At 47.4% G+C, this 17,702-nt stretch carries 14 protein-coding genes and 1 riboswitch; of the genes, 10 read left to right on the top strand and 4 right to left on the bottom strand.

Annotated features, from left to right (window positions below):
- Window positions 1–4: 4 nt before the first annotated feature.
- From cobJ to thiC, 9 genes are all read left to right on the top strand, one after another.
- A complete protein-coding gene (gene cobJ / locus DWY79_RS11600) occupies window positions 5–1,417 on the top strand; it encodes a precorrin-3B C(17)-methyltransferase (protein ID WP_122369365.1) in 1,413 nt (470 codons plus the stop codon).
- Window positions 1,414–2,613, top strand: a complete 1,200-nt coding sequence (locus DWY79_RS11595) for a bifunctional cobalt-precorrin-7 (C(5))-methyltransferase/cobalt-precorrin-6B (C(15))-methyltransferase (RefSeq protein WP_057317050.1) — start codon at window positions 1,414–1,416, stop codon at window positions 2,611–2,613. The genes cobJ and DWY79_RS11595 overlap by 4 nt, the downstream gene beginning before the upstream one ends.
- Window positions 2,610–4,391 carry a precorrin-4 C(11)-methyltransferase gene (gene cobM, locus DWY79_RS11590; protein WP_122369364.1) on the top strand — a complete coding sequence of 594 codons (1,782 nt, stop codon included), beginning with the start codon at window positions 2,610–2,612 and terminating at the stop codon, window positions 4,389–4,391. Before DWY79_RS11595 ends, cobM begins: the two co-directional genes overlap by 4 nt.
- The gene (gene cbiD / locus DWY79_RS11585) at window positions 4,391–6,325 is read left to right on the top strand and encodes a cobalt-precorrin-5B (C(1))-methyltransferase CbiD (protein ID WP_122369363.1); all 1,935 of its coding nucleotides are present in this window, start codon (window positions 4,391–4,393) and stop codon (window positions 6,323–6,325) included. Before cobM ends, cbiD begins: the two co-directional genes overlap by 1 nt.
- A 152-nt stretch (window positions 6,326–6,477) precedes the next feature.
- Window positions 6,478–7,707, top strand: coding sequence for a BamA/TamA family outer membrane protein (locus tag DWY79_RS11580; protein WP_122369362.1), 1,230 nt, complete (start codon window positions 6,478–6,480; stop codon window positions 7,705–7,707).
- A 103-nt stretch (window positions 7,708–7,810) separates the two neighbouring features.
- Window positions 7,811–7,908: riboswitch (TPP riboswitch) on the top strand.
- Window positions 7,903–8,751 carry a bifunctional hydroxymethylpyrimidine kinase/phosphomethylpyrimidine kinase gene (gene thiD, locus DWY79_RS11575; RefSeq protein WP_122369361.1) on the top strand — a complete coding sequence of 283 codons (849 nt, stop codon included), beginning with the start codon at window positions 7,903–7,905 and terminating at the stop codon, window positions 8,749–8,751. It overlaps the preceding riboswitch by 6 nt.
- Window positions 8,744–9,340 (top strand): thiamine phosphate synthase, encoded by a 597-nt coding sequence (locus DWY79_RS11570; protein WP_121961924.1) that lies wholly within the window; start codon window positions 8,744–8,746, stop codon window positions 9,338–9,340. Before thiD ends, DWY79_RS11570 begins: the two co-directional genes overlap by 8 nt.
- Entirely contained in the window at window positions 9,331–10,059 is a 729-nt protein-coding gene (locus DWY79_RS11565) for a thiamine phosphate synthase (protein WP_048927289.1), read from the top strand. The genes DWY79_RS11570 and DWY79_RS11565 overlap by 10 nt, the downstream gene beginning before the upstream one ends.
- A gap of 11 nt (window positions 10,060–10,070) precedes the next feature.
- Window positions 10,071–11,768 (top strand): phosphomethylpyrimidine synthase ThiC, encoded by a 1,698-nt coding sequence (thiC, locus tag DWY79_RS11560; RefSeq protein WP_005862332.1) that lies wholly within the window; start codon window positions 10,071–10,073, stop codon window positions 11,766–11,768.
- A gap of 40 nt (window positions 11,769–11,808) precedes the next feature.
- On the opposite strand, the gene DWY79_RS11555 is transcribed toward thiC, so the two are convergent.
- Together DWY79_RS11555 and DWY79_RS11550 are read right to left on the bottom strand one after the other, a co-directional pair.
- The gene (locus DWY79_RS11555; RefSeq protein WP_005862333.1) at window positions 11,809–12,645 is read right to left on the bottom strand and encodes a patatin family protein; all 837 of its coding nucleotides are present in this window, start codon (window positions 12,643–12,645) and stop codon (window positions 11,809–11,811) included.
- A gap of 101 nt (window positions 12,646–12,746) precedes the next feature.
- A complete protein-coding gene (locus DWY79_RS11550) occupies window positions 12,747–13,745 on the bottom strand; it encodes a 2-hydroxyacid dehydrogenase (protein ID WP_122369360.1) in 999 nt (332 codons plus the stop codon).
- Window positions 13,746–13,857: 112 nt separating this feature from the next.
- Between DWY79_RS11550 and DWY79_RS11545 the strand changes: the two genes are divergently transcribed.
- Window positions 13,858–15,816, top strand: coding sequence for a biosynthetic peptidoglycan transglycosylase (locus DWY79_RS11545; protein ID WP_122369378.1), 1,959 nt, complete (start codon window positions 13,858–13,860; stop codon window positions 15,814–15,816).
- On the opposite strand, the gene DWY79_RS11540 is transcribed toward DWY79_RS11545, so the two are convergent.
- Together DWY79_RS11540 and DWY79_RS11535 are read right to left on the bottom strand one after the other, a co-directional pair.
- A complete protein-coding gene (locus DWY79_RS11540) occupies window positions 15,767–16,942 on the bottom strand; it encodes a HAMP domain-containing sensor histidine kinase (protein ID WP_009275926.1) in 1,176 nt (391 codons plus the stop codon). The two genes, DWY79_RS11545 and DWY79_RS11540, sit on opposite strands and share 50 nt — an antisense overlap.
- On the bottom strand, window positions 16,939–17,616 hold the full coding sequence (locus DWY79_RS11535) for a response regulator transcription factor (RefSeq protein WP_008772182.1): 678 nt from the start codon (window positions 17,614–17,616) through the stop codon (window positions 16,939–16,941). Before DWY79_RS11535 ends, DWY79_RS11540 begins: the two co-directional genes overlap by 4 nt.
- Window positions 17,617–17,702 lie beyond the last annotated feature (86 nt).

Here is a 17,702-nt window from a genome sequence, read left to right as displayed (position 1 = left end):
TTGAATGAATAAAGGCAAGATTATAGTCGCCGGAATCGGCCCCGGTAGCGAGGCCGATATAACGCCTGCGGTTTTGGCCGCTATCCAAAGCTCGGATGTCATCATAGGATATAAATATTATTTCCGTTTTATCACCCACTTGCTTCGTGAGGGAACGGAATGTATAGATACAGGTATGAAACGTGAGCAAGCTCGTGCCGAGCAAGCTTTCGCTTATGCGAACGAGGGAAAGACGGTTTGCGTGATCAGTTCCGGTGACGCCGGTATTTATGGCATGACTCCTCTGATTTATGAGATGAAGAAAGAATCCGGAAGCGAGATCGAGATCGAGTCGTATCCGGGCATCAGCGCTTTCCAGAAAGCTGCGTCCTTGCTTGGCGCTCCTATCGGACATGATTTCTGTGTGATTTCCCTCTCAGACTTGATGACTCCTTGGGAACTGATCGAGAAACGGATTCGTGCGGCGGCCATGGCCGATTTTGTTACGGCGATCTATAATCCAAAAAGCGAGGGACGTTATTGGCAACTCTATCGTTTAAAAGAATTGTTCCTGCAAGAACGCAAGCCGGAGACTCCGGTCGGTTATGTACGTCAGGCCGGACGGGAGGAGCAAGAAGTATTCGTCACTACGCTCGCAGATCTGGACCCCGAGCAGATCGATATGTTTACGGTAGTCTTGATCGGAAACTCACAAACATATCTTTCCGGGAATCATATGATCACTCCCCGGGGATATTATGGCGAGATCAAACAAAAGAAAATGGATACGGGTATCGGACAGGACATCATGATCCGTAGTTTCCGTACGATCGAGAAGGAATTGAAAAACCAAGAGATCCCGTTGGATAAGAAATGGGCGTTACTCCATGCCATTCATACGACGGCCGATTTCGATATGGAAAATATCCTTTATGCCGACCCGGATGCTGTCTCTACATTATATAATAAGATCAGCGGCGGGGAAGTTCCTACGATCATCACCGATGTCACGATGGCTGCTTCCGGCATTCGTAAGGGAGCTCTGCAACGTCTGGGTGTCGAAGTGAAATGTTACCTTCAAGACGAGCGGGTCGCTGAGATGGCTTCGAGCAAAGGAATTACCCGTACTCAAGCCGGTATTCGTCGGGCCGTGGAAGAGCATCCGACCGCTCTGTTTGTCTTCGGGAACGCCCCGACCGCCCTTATGGAATTATGCGATTTAATACGTAAAGGTAAAGCCACTCCAGCTGGCATTATCGCGGCTCCGGTAGGTTTCGTACATGTGCAGGAATCCAAACATATGGTGAAACCTTTTATCGGTATACCGAAACTAATCGTGGAAGGTCGTAAAGGAGGTAGTAATTTAGCGGCTACGCTAGTGAATGCCATCCTTTGTTTTAATGACGCAGAACAATTAAAGCCGGGAAGAGACGTATGAACCGATTTTATGTCATAGGGCTGGATGATAATATGCGGCAATACTTTCCGCCGGAGATATTGGAGATAATCTCGTCCCACCGGGTGTTCTCCGGAGGCGTGCGGCATCATGAGATCGTACGTTCGCTCTTGCCCGAGAAAGCGGACTGGATCGATATAAAAGTCCCGTTGGACGAGGTCTTCGATCGCTATCGTTCGTACGACGGTCGGGAAAGCATCGTTGTATTCGCTTCCGGAGATCCTTTGTTTTTCGGATTCGCCGTTACGATTCAAAACCGATTGCCGGATGCGCAAATCCGCCTGTACCCGTCATTTAATTCCTTGCAACTCTTGGCACAAAATCTATTGATGCCTTACCACGATATGCGGATCGTCTCCCTTACCGGACGGCCTTGGCACGAGTTCGATCGTGCCTTGATCGAAAGTGCGTCTAAGATAGGCGTGCTCACGGATCGGGAACATACGCCTACGACTATCGCTCGCCGGATGCTGGAATACGGCTATGATAATTATACCATGTTCGTGGGAGAACGGTTAGGAAATACCGAACGGCAGAGCATCCGCCAATTCAGTATACAAGCCGCAGCAATGAATAATTTCGTTCATCCGAATTGCTTGATTCTCCGGAAAGAACGTGACGGGCATTCCCGTAAGTTCGGCCTGCCGGATTCCGCGTTCGAGCATTTGAGCGGGCGGGAGAAGATGATAACCAAAATGCCGATCCGTTTGTTATCTTTAAGCATGCTGGATCTGAGAAACCGGGAACGTTTTTGGGATATCGGCTTTTGCACGGGTTCTGTCTCGATAGAGGCTAAATTGCTGTTCCCGCATTTGCATATCACGAGTTTTGAGATCCGGGAAGAGGGACGAAAGTTAATGACTGAGAATTGTCGTCGTTTTGGGACTCCGGGTATCGAGGCTATAATCGGAGATTTCTTATCGGTGGATTTATCAGCGTTGGAGGCTCCGGATGCAATCTTTATCGGCGGACATGGCGGGAAATTAGTGGAGATCCTTATGGTAGTTTCCAAAAAGATGAAAGAGAACGGTGTCATCGTCTTCAACTCCGTATCCGACGAAAGCAAAGCGCTTTTAGAGGAAGCGGTCCGCCAAACCGGTCTTCGGATATCCGCCCAAACCCGTATCACGATTGATGATTTTAATACGATTACCGTGAATGTTATTTATAAATTATGAGTACAATATCAATTATTCCAATATCCGGTAGCAGCCGGGTGCTTGCTGAGCGAATTCTTGCTTCTTATCCCGAGGCGAAGATCTTACCATTCGGCTCTTTCTCAAAAGAGGTTTTTCACGAATCCAGTAGTTTGGTATTTATAGGAGCGATGGGAATTTGCGTACGCAGTATCGCTCCCTTCGCGGAAGATAAACATACCGATCCGGCCGTGGTTTGTATAGATAGTACCGGCAAATACGTGATTCCTGTCTTATCCGGACATATCGGTGGAGCGAACGATCTTTCCAAAGAGTTAGCGAACCTATTAGGAGCCGAAGCGATTATTACGACACAAAGCGACAACGCAAACCTATGGGCGCTCGATACATTAGGGAAGAAATACGATTGGACCTTGATCGTCAAAGATAGCAATGCCGCCATCTCCACTTTTGTCAATGGAAAACCGACAGCGCTACTCCTTGATATACGAGATAAAGGAACGGATTATTTGGAGCGTACGGTCCCGTCTCATGTCTCTATCTTTTATTCCTTCGAGGCGATACCGCAGCAAGACTATGAGTTATTGATGATCGTCAGTCCCCAACAATACGATACATCCATCCCTACGATCACCTATATACCGAAAGTCCTCCACCTAGGAATGGGTTGCCGCAAGGATATGCAAGGCGATCCTACGGTCGTTTACGAACATATTAAAGATGTATTGCGTGATAAACGCCTATATCCGGAAGCTTTGGCGGATGTAAATACAATCGATTTGAAGAAATGCGAACCGGTGCTGACATTACTGGCTTATGGAGTTATGGAATGCCCTTTCCACACCTATACATCGGAGGAGCTGAAAGATATCCCGGTACCCAATCCCTCGGAGAAGGTACTGGAGGTAACCGAATCCCCAAGTGTATCGGAAGCTTCCGCCATTTATGCGGCTCATGGCGGTCCGCTTTTGGTCGAGAAGCAAAAAGCGGATTTAGGGAAAGGAAATGAATATACCTTTGCCGTAGCGTTAGATCGGGCGGCCTGCCGCAAGGGACATATCGAGATCGTAGGAGCCGGTCCCGGCGATCCGGACTTGATCTCTATCCGCGGACGGCAAATGTTGGAGAAAGCGGATTTGATCCTGTATGCAGGAAGCCTCGTCCCGAAAGAACTTACCTTATGCGCGAAGGCAGGCGCTACGGTGCGAAGCTCGGCGGATATGAATCTGGAAGAACAGTTCGCGTTGATGAAAGAGTTTTATGATAAAGGATTGTTTGTCGTTCGTTTGCACACGGGCGATCCTTGCATCTATGGAGCTATTCAAGAGCAAATGAATTACTTTGATCAATACGGGATGGATTATCATATCACTCCGGGTATTTCCTCTTTCCAAGCCGCCGCCGCCGCTCTTTATTCCCAGTTCACGATTCCGGAGAAAGTACAAACGATCATCCTCACTCGTGGCGAAGGACGTACGCCCATGCCTGAGAAAGAGCAACTGCACAAACTGGCTCAAAGCCAAAGTACGATGTGTATCTTCTTAAGCGCCGGTGTCGTAGAGAAGGTCCAAGAGGAATTATTGCGACATTACGCTCCAACCACTCCGGTAGCCGCTTGCTATAAATTGACATGGAAAGACGAGCGGATCTACCGTGGGCAACTGAAAGATCTCGCGAAAATCGTAAAAGAGAATCATCTTACACTGACAACATTACTTGTCGTCGGGGATGCCATCGATAATCGCAAGGGTCTATCCCGCTTATATGCGGATGAATTCAAACATCTTTTCCGTAAGTAATGATACTGATCCTTGGAGGAACGACAGAAGGCCGTGTGGCTGTGCGGATAGCGGACGAGGCAGCCGCTACCTATTACTATTCTACGAAAGGAACTTTGCAATCCATTGAATGCGCGCATGGAATCCGTTTGACCGGAGCCATGAATGCGGAGGAAATGGAGTGTTTTTGTCGTGACCACGCGATTAAGCTATTGATTGATGCGGCACACCCTTTCGCTCAAGTGTTACACCAAACGATCGAAAAAGTATCGAAATGTTTACAGATTCCGGTGATCCGTTACGAACGTCGGTATCCACCTCGTGATGAGGACTTGATTTGGTGCGATAGTTATGCAGACGCAATTCACCAAATGGAAAACAAAGGTATCCAACGGCTGCTTGCCCTCAGTGGCGTGAACACCCTTGCCCCGCTCCGCCCTTATTGGCGATCGCATACCACTTGGTTCCGTATATTGGAGCGGGAGGAATCTTTGTCGTTGGCCGAGAAGCAGGGCTTCCCCCAAGAACGTCTGGTTTTCTATCGAGAAGGTGAGGATGAGTTAAAGTTGTTGGAGCAACTCCATCCGGATGCGATCTTGACAAAGGAAAGTGGTTTCTCCGGCTATTTTACGGATAAAGTGAACGCTGCCCGCCAATTCGGAATACCAGTATTTGTCGTGAAGCGTCCCGCATTACCGGAAACTTTCTACCGAGTGTATGGTGAAGACGGATTGCGCAAACAAATCGAACGCCTATTACCCGAATTCTTTCCCTTGAAAAGCGGATATACGACCGGAGCTTGTGCTACCGCCGCCGCAAAAGCCGCTTTATTGGCCTTATTATCAAGGAAGGAACAAACAGAAAGCCAGATAACATTACCCTCGGGAGAACAGATAACGTTGCCGGTAGCCTATACCGAATGGGCCGGGTGTTCCGCCACCTGTACCGTGATCAAGGAGTCTGGGGATGATCCGGACGTGACGAATCATAGCCGGATCCGGGTTACTGTTCAATTATCTCTCGATGCATCCGGTTGTGCCATCGCCGTGGCACGACTCTGCCACGGTGATGGCACAGCTGTGCCAAGCCGATGGCACAAGCGTGCCACGGTAATGGCACAAGAAGAATATTGTCAAGAAACAGAAAGCGACGATACGGGAAGAGTCATCTTCCAAGCAGGTGAAGGAGTCGGAACCGTGACCCTTCCGGGACTCGGCTTGAAAGTCGGCGGCCCGGCTATAAACGCCACGCCCCGTAAGATGATCCGGCAAGAGCTGATTCCACTCCTGCCCTCACCCGATTCCGTCGCTATTGTCACGGTCTCGGTTCCCGGTGGCGAGGAGTTGGCGAAACGTACCTTCAATCCGAAACTTGGAATTATCGGGGGAATCTCCATTATCGGGACATCCGGAATCGTGCGTCCTTTCTCATCGGACGCTTTTATCGCCTCGATACGGAAAGAAGCCAGTGTCGCCAAAGCGATAGGTTGCGAGACGTTGGTTATTAATTCCGGGGCGAAGAGTGAACGCTACCTTCGGAGCTTATACGCTTCTTTGCCTCCACAATCATTCGTCCATTACGGGAACTTTATCGGAGAGACGCTAAAGATCGCTGCCGATTTAGGTTTCAAGCAGGTTATCTTAGGTATCATGATCGGCAAGGCGGTGAAACTTGCGGAAGGTTTCCTAGATACACACAGCAAAAAAGTCGTCATGAACAAAGGCTTCCTTCAAGATGTAGCGAAAGAAGCGAAATGCGAGGAGGCGACCGTAGATGCAATCAATCGGATTACGTTGGCCCGTGAATTATGGGAGCTTCTTGCGGAAAAAGAACAAAATCGTTTCTTCCCATTACTTTTACAAAAATGTAAATCGTATTGCGCTCCTATCCTTCCCGACGGCGAACTAACCTTGCTGTTAATATCCGAAGAGGGCAAGGTCTTATACCAATCTTAGCTGTAGAGACGCAGCACGCACGCTACGTCTCTACAACCCCCAGACTGTAATAGCATTTCTTTTTAGCTGTTTATTCTTTTTTATTAGGGATTCTTTAAGAATACATATTAGGAGGATTTCGTACTTTTGCCCTCTAAATATTGATTAAAATAATGTTTAGATATCTTTTAATTTATATGGCCTGCCTTCTATTCGCCTTTTCCGTAAAGGCGCAAGGTATTTCCAATGACACGATTCCGAAAGAAGTGCTGATGCTGGACGGTAAGCCTATGACCGAAAAGCAAATACAACGTTATCATAAACAATTACGTAAAGACTCCATACGGGCCAACAAAAGGATCTGGTGGTCTATCCTTGGTGGACCGTCTTATACGCCGGAAGCCTCCTTTGGCGTAGGTGGCGCGGTTTTGGCTAGCTTTCGCTTAAACAAGAATGATACGATATCCCAACGATCGTTTATCCCTGCGGGATTTAACATCACCTTAAACGGGACGTTCGTTTTTGCCGGTGCTGGTACCTTATTCTTCAACGAGAATCGCTTCCGTATTTATATCAGTTACGGTTATCGGAACGAACCTTCGCATTATTTCGGGAAAGGCTATGAGACGATCGAGCAAATCGAGAAAAGCGATTCGACAACGAAATTCCATAAGAGTTCTTTCCAACTATATCCCCGTTTCGTATGGGAAGTTAGGCCTCATTTATATACGGGTCCTCTTTTTGATATTAATTTCAGCAAATCAGATGATATCAACCCGGTGATGGCCGAAGATCCTTATTTCAATAAGTTCAAACGAGATTATGTCAATATCGGTGTCGGCGGCTTGATTCAATACGATACACGAAATGACGTGGCGACCCCAAGTTCCGGTATGTTACTAAGCGCGATCGCTAAAGTGTATGGAAAGTATTTAGGCGGTGCATATAATTATGAGATGTTCGAGCTGGAATACCGCCAATTCCAGCAAGTATTTCGTCCTCGTAGCACCTTGGCATGGATCGCCAAGACACAAATCGGTGTGGGAAACGTTCCTTTTACGGAGCTTCCTTCGTTTGGCTCTCCTTTCGATCTTCGCGGATACTATTGGGGCAAGTACCGTGACAAGACCATGGCGTATGGGATTCTGGAGTATCGTCATATGTTCGGCAGCGTGGAGAAATATAAGAGCGGTAATTTCTGGGCGAAGTGTGGTTTTGTTGGCTGGGTCGGCACGGGTACGATCGGAAACGCTCCTATCGTAGACTGGAATAAATGGAAGTTCAACTACGGCGTAGGCTTACGTATCCAAATGCAACCCGGCAAGAACTTCCGCTTAGACGTAGGCAAAGACCCGAACCAAAAAGGGATGGCGGTTTATATGAATATGACGGAAGCCTTCTAAAACCAGAAGGCTCCCGCCTACGATTTATGGAAGTATAACCTTGCGTTAAAATTATCGTTTAAAAGCCGGAAATATCTTAATATCGATTTTTTTCACTAAGTTTGCGTCGTCGAAGGGGTGCCATACTATATGGGCTGAGATCATACCCTTACTACTTGATGCGGGTAATGCCGCCGTAAGAAAAACGAATGTTAGATGGATAAAAATGAAACGTACCGTTATCCGGTAGCTTTAACGATCGCGGGCTCTGATAGTGGCGGTGGTGCCGGAATACAAGCGGATATTAAGACTTTTTCCTCGCTGGGTGTTTTTGGAGCCTCGGCGATAACGGCTATAACCGCTCAAAACACACAGGGAGTGCGAGGGATCCAAGCGATCTCTCCCGAGATTTTGAGAGGACAAATCGAAGCCATTCTTGAGGATTTCATTGTAGATGCCATAAAAATAGGGATGCTACATAACAAGGATGCCGTAAAGGTTGTATCTGAGACTTTACCTTCCTTCCGACGAACTTCTATCATTTTAGATCCAGTGATGATATCCACGAGCGGAAGTAAATTATTGGAGGATGACGCCATCCGAACCATCATGGATGAGTTGTTCCCTAAAGCGACACTGCTTACTCCGAATATTCCCGAGACGGAATATCTTTCCGGTATAAAAATCAATAACGAGGCGGATATCTTACTTGCCGCCCGGAAATTGCAGGAAAAAGGATGTAAGGCTATATTGATCAAAGGGGGGCATATTCCCGGAGTAGAAACGGTGGATCGGTTATTTATCAATGAGAATAATCCGATTTGTCTGGCTTCGCCAACAGTGGAGACCTTCAATACCCATGGAACGGGCTGTACGCTATCGTCCGCCATCGCCGCTTATATGGCACTCGGCCATTTATTGGTGGAAGCCGTACGATTAGCCAAGGAATATATGAATAATGCGCTCGTTCACGGGGCAAATGTATGCATGGGAAAAGGGCACGGACCTGTAAACCACTTCTTCTCACCCTCTGCCCTTCATAAAATCCGATGGAATCATGAATAAGCTGGTCGTAATTACTACACCTTATTTTTTCGCGGATGAAGCTTCTTTGATCGAACTTCTATTCGCGGAAGGAATGTCTCGTTTACATCTACGTAAACCGGATTGTAAACGTGATGAATTGGAGGGCTTATTGGATAACATCTCTCCGGCTTATTACGACAGGATCGTTCTTCATGATTGGTTTACCTTGGCAGAAGAAAGGGCTTTAGGAGGAGTCCATTTGAACAAGAGGAACCCGGAAGCTCCACCTTTATATAAAGGCAGTATAAGTCGTTCTTGCCATAGTCTGGAAGAGATTATCAAGTATAAACCGGTATGCGACTATGTATTCCTTAGCCCGATCTTTCAGAGTATATCCAAAGAAGGATATGGTAGCGGATTCCCCTTAGATGGATTGCGAAACGCAAAGGGCATCATCGATGATAAGGTGATCGCCTTGGGAGGAATCTGCTCACAAACAATAACGAAATTAAGAGATATCCCCTTCGGCGGTGTCGCCGTTCTCGGGGCCCTTTGGGGAAACGATCCCTCCCTTCTTGTTGCGGATCAACTCATAAAACAATTCAAACGATTACAAGTATGGCCTTAAATTATTATTTCGGATATGATGAGAATGGAAGAGTCGGTCGGAGAACAACCGGATTACGCCCTCCTTTTGGTGGGAGTAACCGCTTGATGTTTATAACGCATCGTACACCTAAATATACGGAATGCGACGAGGTACGCATGGCAATCCAAGGAGGATGTTCGTGGATACAATTGCGTATGAAAGACGGGATCTATGAGGATACCGTACGTAAATGTGCCACTATCTGCGCGGACGAATGTGAGCGAATCGTGGATTTCTGCGTAAACGATGATCTGGAAGCCGCCGTGACATGTGGCGCTACGGCTTGTCATCTAGGTAAGAATGACATTCCCTTGGATATCGCTTGGGAAGTACTGAAAGACAAGTTGGACTCCAATGCCATCTTCTATATCGGGGCTACGGCTAACACGTTCGAGGATATCCGGCTGGCCGTAGAACGAGGCGCCTCGTATATCGGACTAGGGCCGTATCGCTTTACAGGTACCAAGAAGAATTTGAGTCCCATCTTAGGTTTGGAAGGTTATCGTAAAATTATCGTTCAATGTAAGGAGGCTGGCATTGATATTCCTATCTTCGCGATAGGTGGTATTACGTTGGAAGACGTAGGCCCTTTGATGGAGACGGGTATAACCGGAATCGCTGTTTCGGGCGCGATTATCAATGCCCCCGATCCCGTGGAGGAAACCCGCCGGTTTATAGAGGAAATCAATAAGTACTAAACTAAATACATATGGCTACTAAAAAGAATATGCGTATTTCCTATCCGTCCTCGGAAAAGATTTATGTCCCGGGCGAGATCAATAAGATCAAGGTTGGTATGCGTAAGATTAAATTGTTGGACACGGTAACCTTGGATGAGCATGGAGAGCGAATCTTCAAGAAGAACAATCCGGTAATCGTTTACGATACGAGCGGCCCGTATTCCGATCCCAAGATATCGATTGATATCGCTAAAGGACTTCCTCGTATACGTGAGGAGTGGTACGGTAAGCGTAAAGATGTGGTTCAATTGCCGGAATTGACTTCCGCTTATGGCCGTGAGCGATTGGCGGACGCGAGTCTGAATTCCCTGCGTTTCCCCAAGCGATACTTGCCTTTCCGGGCTAAAGAGGGTAAGAATATCACCCAGATGTATTATGCGAAGAAGCGTATTATCACTCCGGAAATGGAGTACGTGGCGATTCGTGAGAACCAGCAAATCGAGGCTTTGGGACTGAAGTCGTATATCACGCCGGAGTTCGTCCGCAAGGAAATCGCCGCCGGTCGCGCGATCATCCCGGCGAATATCAATCACCCGGAAGCCGAGCCGATGATTATCGGTAAGAAGTTCTTGGTAAAGATCAATACCAATATCGGTAACTCCGCTCTTTCCTCCGGTATCGACGAGGAGATCGAGAAGGCGATATGGAGTTGTAAATGGGGCGGAGACACGTTGATGGATCTCTCTACCGGCGATAATATCCATGAGACGCGCGAGTGGATTATCCGTAACTGCCCGGTTCCGATGGGTACGGTTCCTATTTATCAAGCCTTGGAGAAGGTGAATGGTAAGGTAGAGGACCTTTCTTGGGAGATCTATCGGGATACGTTGATCGAGCAGGCGGAACAGGGCGTGGATTATTTCACGATCCATGCGGGTTTGTTGCGTAAACATGTGGAGCTGACGGCGACTCGCCTGACGGGGATTGTCTCCAGAGGCGGATCGATCATGGCTAAATGGATGCAGCTTCATGACGAGGAAAACTTCCTGTACACACATTTCGCCGAAATCTGCGAGATACTAAAGGCATATGACGTGGCGGTCTCTATCGGAGACGGGCTTCGTCCGGGTTCTATCTATGACGCGAACGATGCGGCGCAATTCGCCGAGCTTCACACGATGGGAGAACTGACGAAAATAGCTTGGGAGCAGTTCGTACAAGTGATTATCGAAGGCCCGGGCCATGTTCCCATGAATAAGATTCATGAGAATATGAAGGAACAACAGTATGCCTGCCATGGAGCGCCGTTCTATACGCTGGGCCCGTTGACGACCGATATCGCTCCTGGATACGATCATATCACGTCGGCTATTGGTGGCGCGCAAATCGCTTGGCATGGGACGGCTATGATCTGCTATGTTACGCCGAAGGAACATTTGGGATTGCCGAATAAGGAAGACGTGCGTAATGGGGTGGTCGCTTATAAGATAGCGGCGCATGCCGCTGACTTGGCGAAAGGGCATCCCGGCGCTCAAGTACGTGATAACGCGTTGAGCAAGGCCCGTTTTGATTTCCGCTGGAAAGACCAGTTCAATTTGTCCTTGGACCCGGAAAGGGCTTTACAGTATTATAAGGAGAGTGCTGTTACGGATGGAGAGTACTGTACGATGTGCGGTCCTAATTTCTGCGCTATGCGGTTAAGTAAGGATTTGCAAGGTTGTAAATAAAATACTGTTTTGAGGGGATGAGACGGGGCATGCCCCGTCTCTACAATTGAGTGATTTGTTTTCCGCATTCGTAGCCTTCCTCATATAGTTCTTCCAGTTTCTTTGTGTCGCTTCCGGTACGACCGACTTTAATCGGGCTTTGCGGACGGATGACGAAGGCTTTTCCTTCGGCCTCCAGTTGGTCTATGTAATCCAAGACCTCGTTGTACTGCCGGTATCGTAGTCGCAACTGTTCCCGGATCGCCGGGTATTTGTTATAAATAAAGCCGGGAAGGTAAAAATCTTTCTCTTCTTTCCGATAGCCTTTGTTACGGGTAAGGATGATGACGTTCTTGGAGAAGCCGTCAGCGATAGCCCGTCGGATAGGGATGGCGTCGCATACGCCTCCGTCGACCATCGGTATCCCGTCTACATACGTAATTGGACAGAGGATCGGTAAGGTGCAAGATGCTTTACAGATATCCACCAAACGTTTCTTATCTTTCTTCTCCTCGAAATATTCCGCTTTACCCGTCAAGCAATTGCTCGTGACCATAACGAACCGATCCTTGGACTTGAAATAGGTATCGTAATCCAACGGATAATACAAATCCGGATAGACATAAAACAAGAAATTCAGATCGATATATCCCCTCCCCCGTAAGAAATGACGAAGACCTATGTAATTATATTTCTTCAATAGGTCGATATTGCTAAAACGGGAGCGTCCCCGCTGGCGGGAAGCATACGAGATTCCGTTACTCGCGCCCGCCGATACTCCGATCGTATAAGGAAACCAAATATCATGATCCATAAAATAATCCAATACTCCCACCGTAAATATGGCACGCATTCCGCCACCTTCCAACACCAAACCTGTCTGACTATCTATTTCCATATATATACCTCTGAATTAAAAAAGCCATTGCTGGGTTCCCACCAAGCAATGGCCACAAAAATATAATAAATCAGCGATAAATAATAGTTCCTTTTTAGAATTTACTTGGTCACTTCGTTCACTAAGGGACGGCCTTCCTCGAAATCCTTGATGTTCCGCAAGGTAGTCTCAGCGATATTATGCAGAGCCTCTTTCGTGAAAAACGCCTGATGGGAAGTAACGATCACATTGTTGAACGAGAGCAGACGGGCCAAGACATCATCATCGATAATCTTATCCGATTTATCCTCGTAGAAATAGTCTCCCTCCTCCTCGTAGACATCCAATCCAGCGGCAGATACTTTCTTGGTCTTCAATGCCTCGATCAAGGCGTTGGTATGGATCAGTAACCCGCGTCCCGTATTGATAATCATTACGCCGTCTTTCATCTTGGCGATCGAATCGTCGTTGATCAGATAACGGGTCTGGTCGGTCAACGGGCAATGCAAGGAAATGATATCGGACTCTTTGTATAACTCGTCCAAAGCGACATAGGTGATCCCTTCCTCCTTGGCGAATTTCTCATCCGGATACAGGTCGTTTGCCAATACACGCATCCCCAATCCTTTTAAGATATGAATCAATATCTTGGCGATCTTTCCGGTACCGATAATACCGGCGGTCTTGCCATGCATATCAAATCCCATCAAGCCATTCAAGGAGAAGTTGCCATCTCTCGTACGCCAGTATGCCCGGTGTATCTTACGGTTTAACGATAACATCAAGGCCAACGTATATTCAGCGACCGCATAGGGTGAGTAAGCCGGTACGCGTACGACCGGTAATTTCCCCCTGGCGGCATTCAAATCCACATTATTAAAACCGGCGCAACGAAGCGCCAACAGTTTCACACCATTGGCAACCAAAGCGTCTATTACGGCGGCATCAGCCGTGTCGTTCACGAAAATACATACTGCGTCTACCCCTTGGGTTAAGACGACATTATTGATATTCAAATGTCCTTTATAGTAACGAATATCGAACTCATACCGCTCATTGATCTTATCGAAAGAAGCGATGTCGTAGGGTTTAGCACCAAAAAACGCGATCTTATACGCCATATAACTTTAGTTTTTTAATATAACTAAATTAAGTCCTTGATTGTTTATCGAAAAAGAAATCCATTCGTTTAATTATAGTACTTTTGTCCGCTGGGTAACAATATAGATGAGCATGAATCAATCCCATAAAAGATCTTTTATAGCAGTTCTTATTTTTATTGGCTTTCTCTTGTTTATGGCATTTTGGGGCATCGACCTGATCTTAGGGGCGTATGCGGGACATAAATTGAGTAAACTTGCCGAAAGGCATCATCTTGACATACGCTATGATAAGATCCGGTTGATGGGGCTGAGTACCGTACGTATGGAGGGATTGACCGTTATCCCGATTGATGCTGATACGTTGATACATGCGGACAGGCTTCAAGCGAAACTGGAGCTTGGCAGATTATTGCTACTTACCCCTTCCATAGAGAGTGTACAAGCGGATAATTTGCATATTCATTTTATTAAGAAGGGAGAGAGAGCTAATTTTGATTTCCTTTATAAACCATCGAATCACCCAGGTGAGCCAGAGGAAACAGCTGTAGATGATAAGGAACGGGATTACGCGCGCAAGGCTGAACGCTCCCTTAGTCTCCTTTTCAATTTATTGCCCGGAAATGCCTTGGTACATGATTTATGTGTTTCTTATAGTAATAAAGGAGATGAACTAATACTAGAGATACCCGAACTCAATCTTACTAACAATCAATTCTCTACGCATATAAATAGCACGGAGAACGGAGTTCGTAGCGAATGGATTTGCGAAGGCTCTATCTCTGATAAGGAGCGACTCGTGAAAGCCCGTCTCTACGCCGACGAGCATACGAAGATTCCTCTTCCTTTTCTGGAATATCGTTGGGGGGCATCGGTACGTTTCGACACCTTGGCCTTCGAGCTTAAGGGACCTAAAATAGAAGAAGACATACAATCCTTACTCGGAAGCGCCTATGTGAGCGGGCTTACCATCCACCAAGAGCGTATATCTCCGGACACGGTCTTACTGGATAAAGGCTCTATACACTTCCGGACAAACATCGGTAAGAACTATATCGAATTAGATAGCGTCAGTGATATCCGGTTTAATCATCTGGATTTCCATCCTTATCTGAAGATCGTTAAAGATACCAGTTGGCAAATCACGGCCTCTGTGAATAAAAGGGATTTCCCTGCGGATCAACTGTTCTCCTCCCTGCCTAAAGGCTTATTCTACAATCTGGAAGGCCTGAGAACAGAAGGTACCCTCTCCTATCATTTTCGATTGGATCTGGATTTCGGACAGGTAGACAGCTTGATCTTGGAGTCTACCTTGAAAGCGAAGGACTTCCAGATCCTTGCCTATGGGAATACAGATTTGCGGAAGATGAATGAGCCATTTGAATATACTGTCTATGAGCAAGGCGAGCCGGTACGCTCTTTCGAGATCGGTCCGGCGAATCCCTCTTTCCGCCCGTTCAACGCCGTATCCCGTTATCTTCCTTTAGCGATCATGCAGAGTGAGGATGCCGGCTTCTTTTATCACAACGGTTTTATTCCAAGCGCTATCCGGGAATCGTTGATACAGGATATCAAGGAACGACGTTTCGCCCGTGGCGGCAGTACGCTCAGCATGCAATTGGTGAAGAATGTATTCTTGAGCCGTAATAAGACGATCGCCCGCAAACTGGAGGAAATGTTAATCGTATGGCTGATCGAGAGCGATCATCTGACCTCTAAAGAGCGGATGTTTGAGGTTTATCTGAACATCGCCGAATGGGGCCCCATGATTTATGGAGCCGCCGAGGCCTCACGTTATTATTTCGCGAAGGAACCTTCCCAATTAAACCTTGCCGAGTGCATTTTTATGGCCAGTATTATCCCCAAGCCCAAACAGGTCCGCTATTGCTTCGACGGGTTGCGGTTGAAGCCGTATTATGAGGATTTTTACAGGGTAATACTGGATCGCTTGGTAGATCGCGGACTTATATCTTCGGAAGAGGCGGTAGGGGTAACGCCGGAGTCTGTCGAAATAACAGGTCCGGCTAAAGAATACCTGACGGCTACCCAAAGTCGATCTCCACGCTCGTCCCAATTCCTAGATCAGAAGTAATATTCACCTTCGCCCCATAGGTGCTCAATATGCGTAGCGAGAGGCTTAGCCCGACACCATGCCCGGCGTATTCCCGGGTATTGCTCGCCCGGTAAAAGGGCTGGAAGATTCGTTTCAACTCCTCGGGAGGAATGCCGATACCTCGGTCGGATATGGTCAAGACACTGCCTCGAAGCCGCATCTCTACCGGTTTATCGTCCGAATACTTACAGGCGTTGCTCAAGATATTCTTGATCGCTATCTTCAATAAATAGGGATTGGCACGGATCATATAAGAGAAATTATCCGGGGAGAACGAGATCCGGGCCGAGGAGAACTGCATCAAGAAGTCCGCTAGGAAGATCGTCTCCATCGCGCTTTTCTGGATCTCCTTATCCCCGTGCGACAAGAACAGCAAGTGTTTGATCAATTGTATGATACGGCTTGTCTCCGTAGCGATACGTCTTAATGCCGCTTGGTATTCCTCCGGGGAGCGCTCTTTCAGCAGGCTGATCTCGCATTCGCCTTGAATGGCTGTCAGTGGATTGTTCAACTCATGCGAGGCGTTGCTGATAAACGCTTTCTCACTTTGGTAAGCAGCGTCGATCCGGTCTACCATCCGGGTCGCGTATAGTCTGCCGACAAAATAGATCAATACCGAGCTAACCAATATCAATCCCAGCAACAGCCAGCCGATCCGATGCTGGATATCCATCCCATACTGATTCCCGGAAAGGACAATCACGATGAAATTCCCCTCGTTGTCGGGATAATACAAAGCCGCTCCCATTTGCGTATCGTGCTTGAAGTGAACGATATCCTCTTGGTATAGAGATCTCACCTGCGTGGCGTCCAGATAACGGGACAGCACTTGCCGGGTCTCCAAGCTATCGGCGTTCAGCAATATCTCGGTAGCGACGGGAAGGGTTTCCTCGTAACGCTGTTGGATACGGGCATAGCTCTCGTCGTCGGTCTCGTCCTTCTCCCAATGCTTCTGTGCCGTGGCATAGGCTTTTTCCGTCAGGTAAGAATAGTACAGGCGAGAGATATAGCTCGTGGAAACCCAATAGAAGACAAGCGTCACGACGGCTATCACGCCTATGGTAATGGCCGAGTAAAAGAGAGCGATCTTGTTTCCTGTCTTCATGCTTCCATCATATAGCCCACACCCACCACGGTATGGATTAGCTTAGGTTCGAAGTCTTTGTCTATCTTCGTGCGCAAATAATTCACGTAAACATCGACCACGTTCGTATTGGTATCGAAATCCTTGTCCCAGACATTCTTTAGCAAGTTCATCCGGCTCAAGGCCGTTCCTTGGTTCTGTATGAAATATTCCAAGAGCCTATATTCCTTTACGGTCAAATCGATGACCTGCCCATTCCGTATAGCCCGATGGCTTGGAGGATCTAAGACCAGATCTCCGCACCGGAGAGCCATATGGACGGATTCGTTTCCCGATCGACGTAATAACGCCTTTATGCGGGCCTCGAGCTCTTGGAAGCTGAAAGGTTTTACCAGATAATCATCCGCCCCGGCATCCAGCCCGCTAACGATATCCTCGGTGGTTCCCAAGGCGGTCAGCATAATCACGGGGGCATGGTAACCGAACCGTTGCCGGTACTGTTTGCAAAGTTGCAGGCCATTCATCTTCGGCATTATAATATCCAGAATCAGCAATTGGAAATCGTTCTTCTGTGTCAGTTCCCAACCAGCGGCACCGTCATAAGCGACATATACCTCATGCCCGAACTCCCGCAAGCCTCTTTCTATAAAAGAGGCGATGTTTATCTCGTCTTCTACTAATAATATCTTCGCCATTGTATCGTATGTATTAATTAAGAATGTCCATCATTAGTAATGCGTACTTAGGGTGATGCTAATCGTATCACAGAGGTGAATCGTTC

Origin of the sequence: Parabacteroides sp. AF27-14, from assembly GCF_003635425.1 — a bacterium.
Lineage (GTDB): Bacteria > Bacteroidota > Bacteroidia > Bacteroidales > Tannerellaceae > Parabacteroides > Parabacteroides distasonis.
The sequence above is the reverse complement of the archived record's forward strand: the minus strand, read 5'-3'. Positions and strand labels throughout refer to the sequence as shown.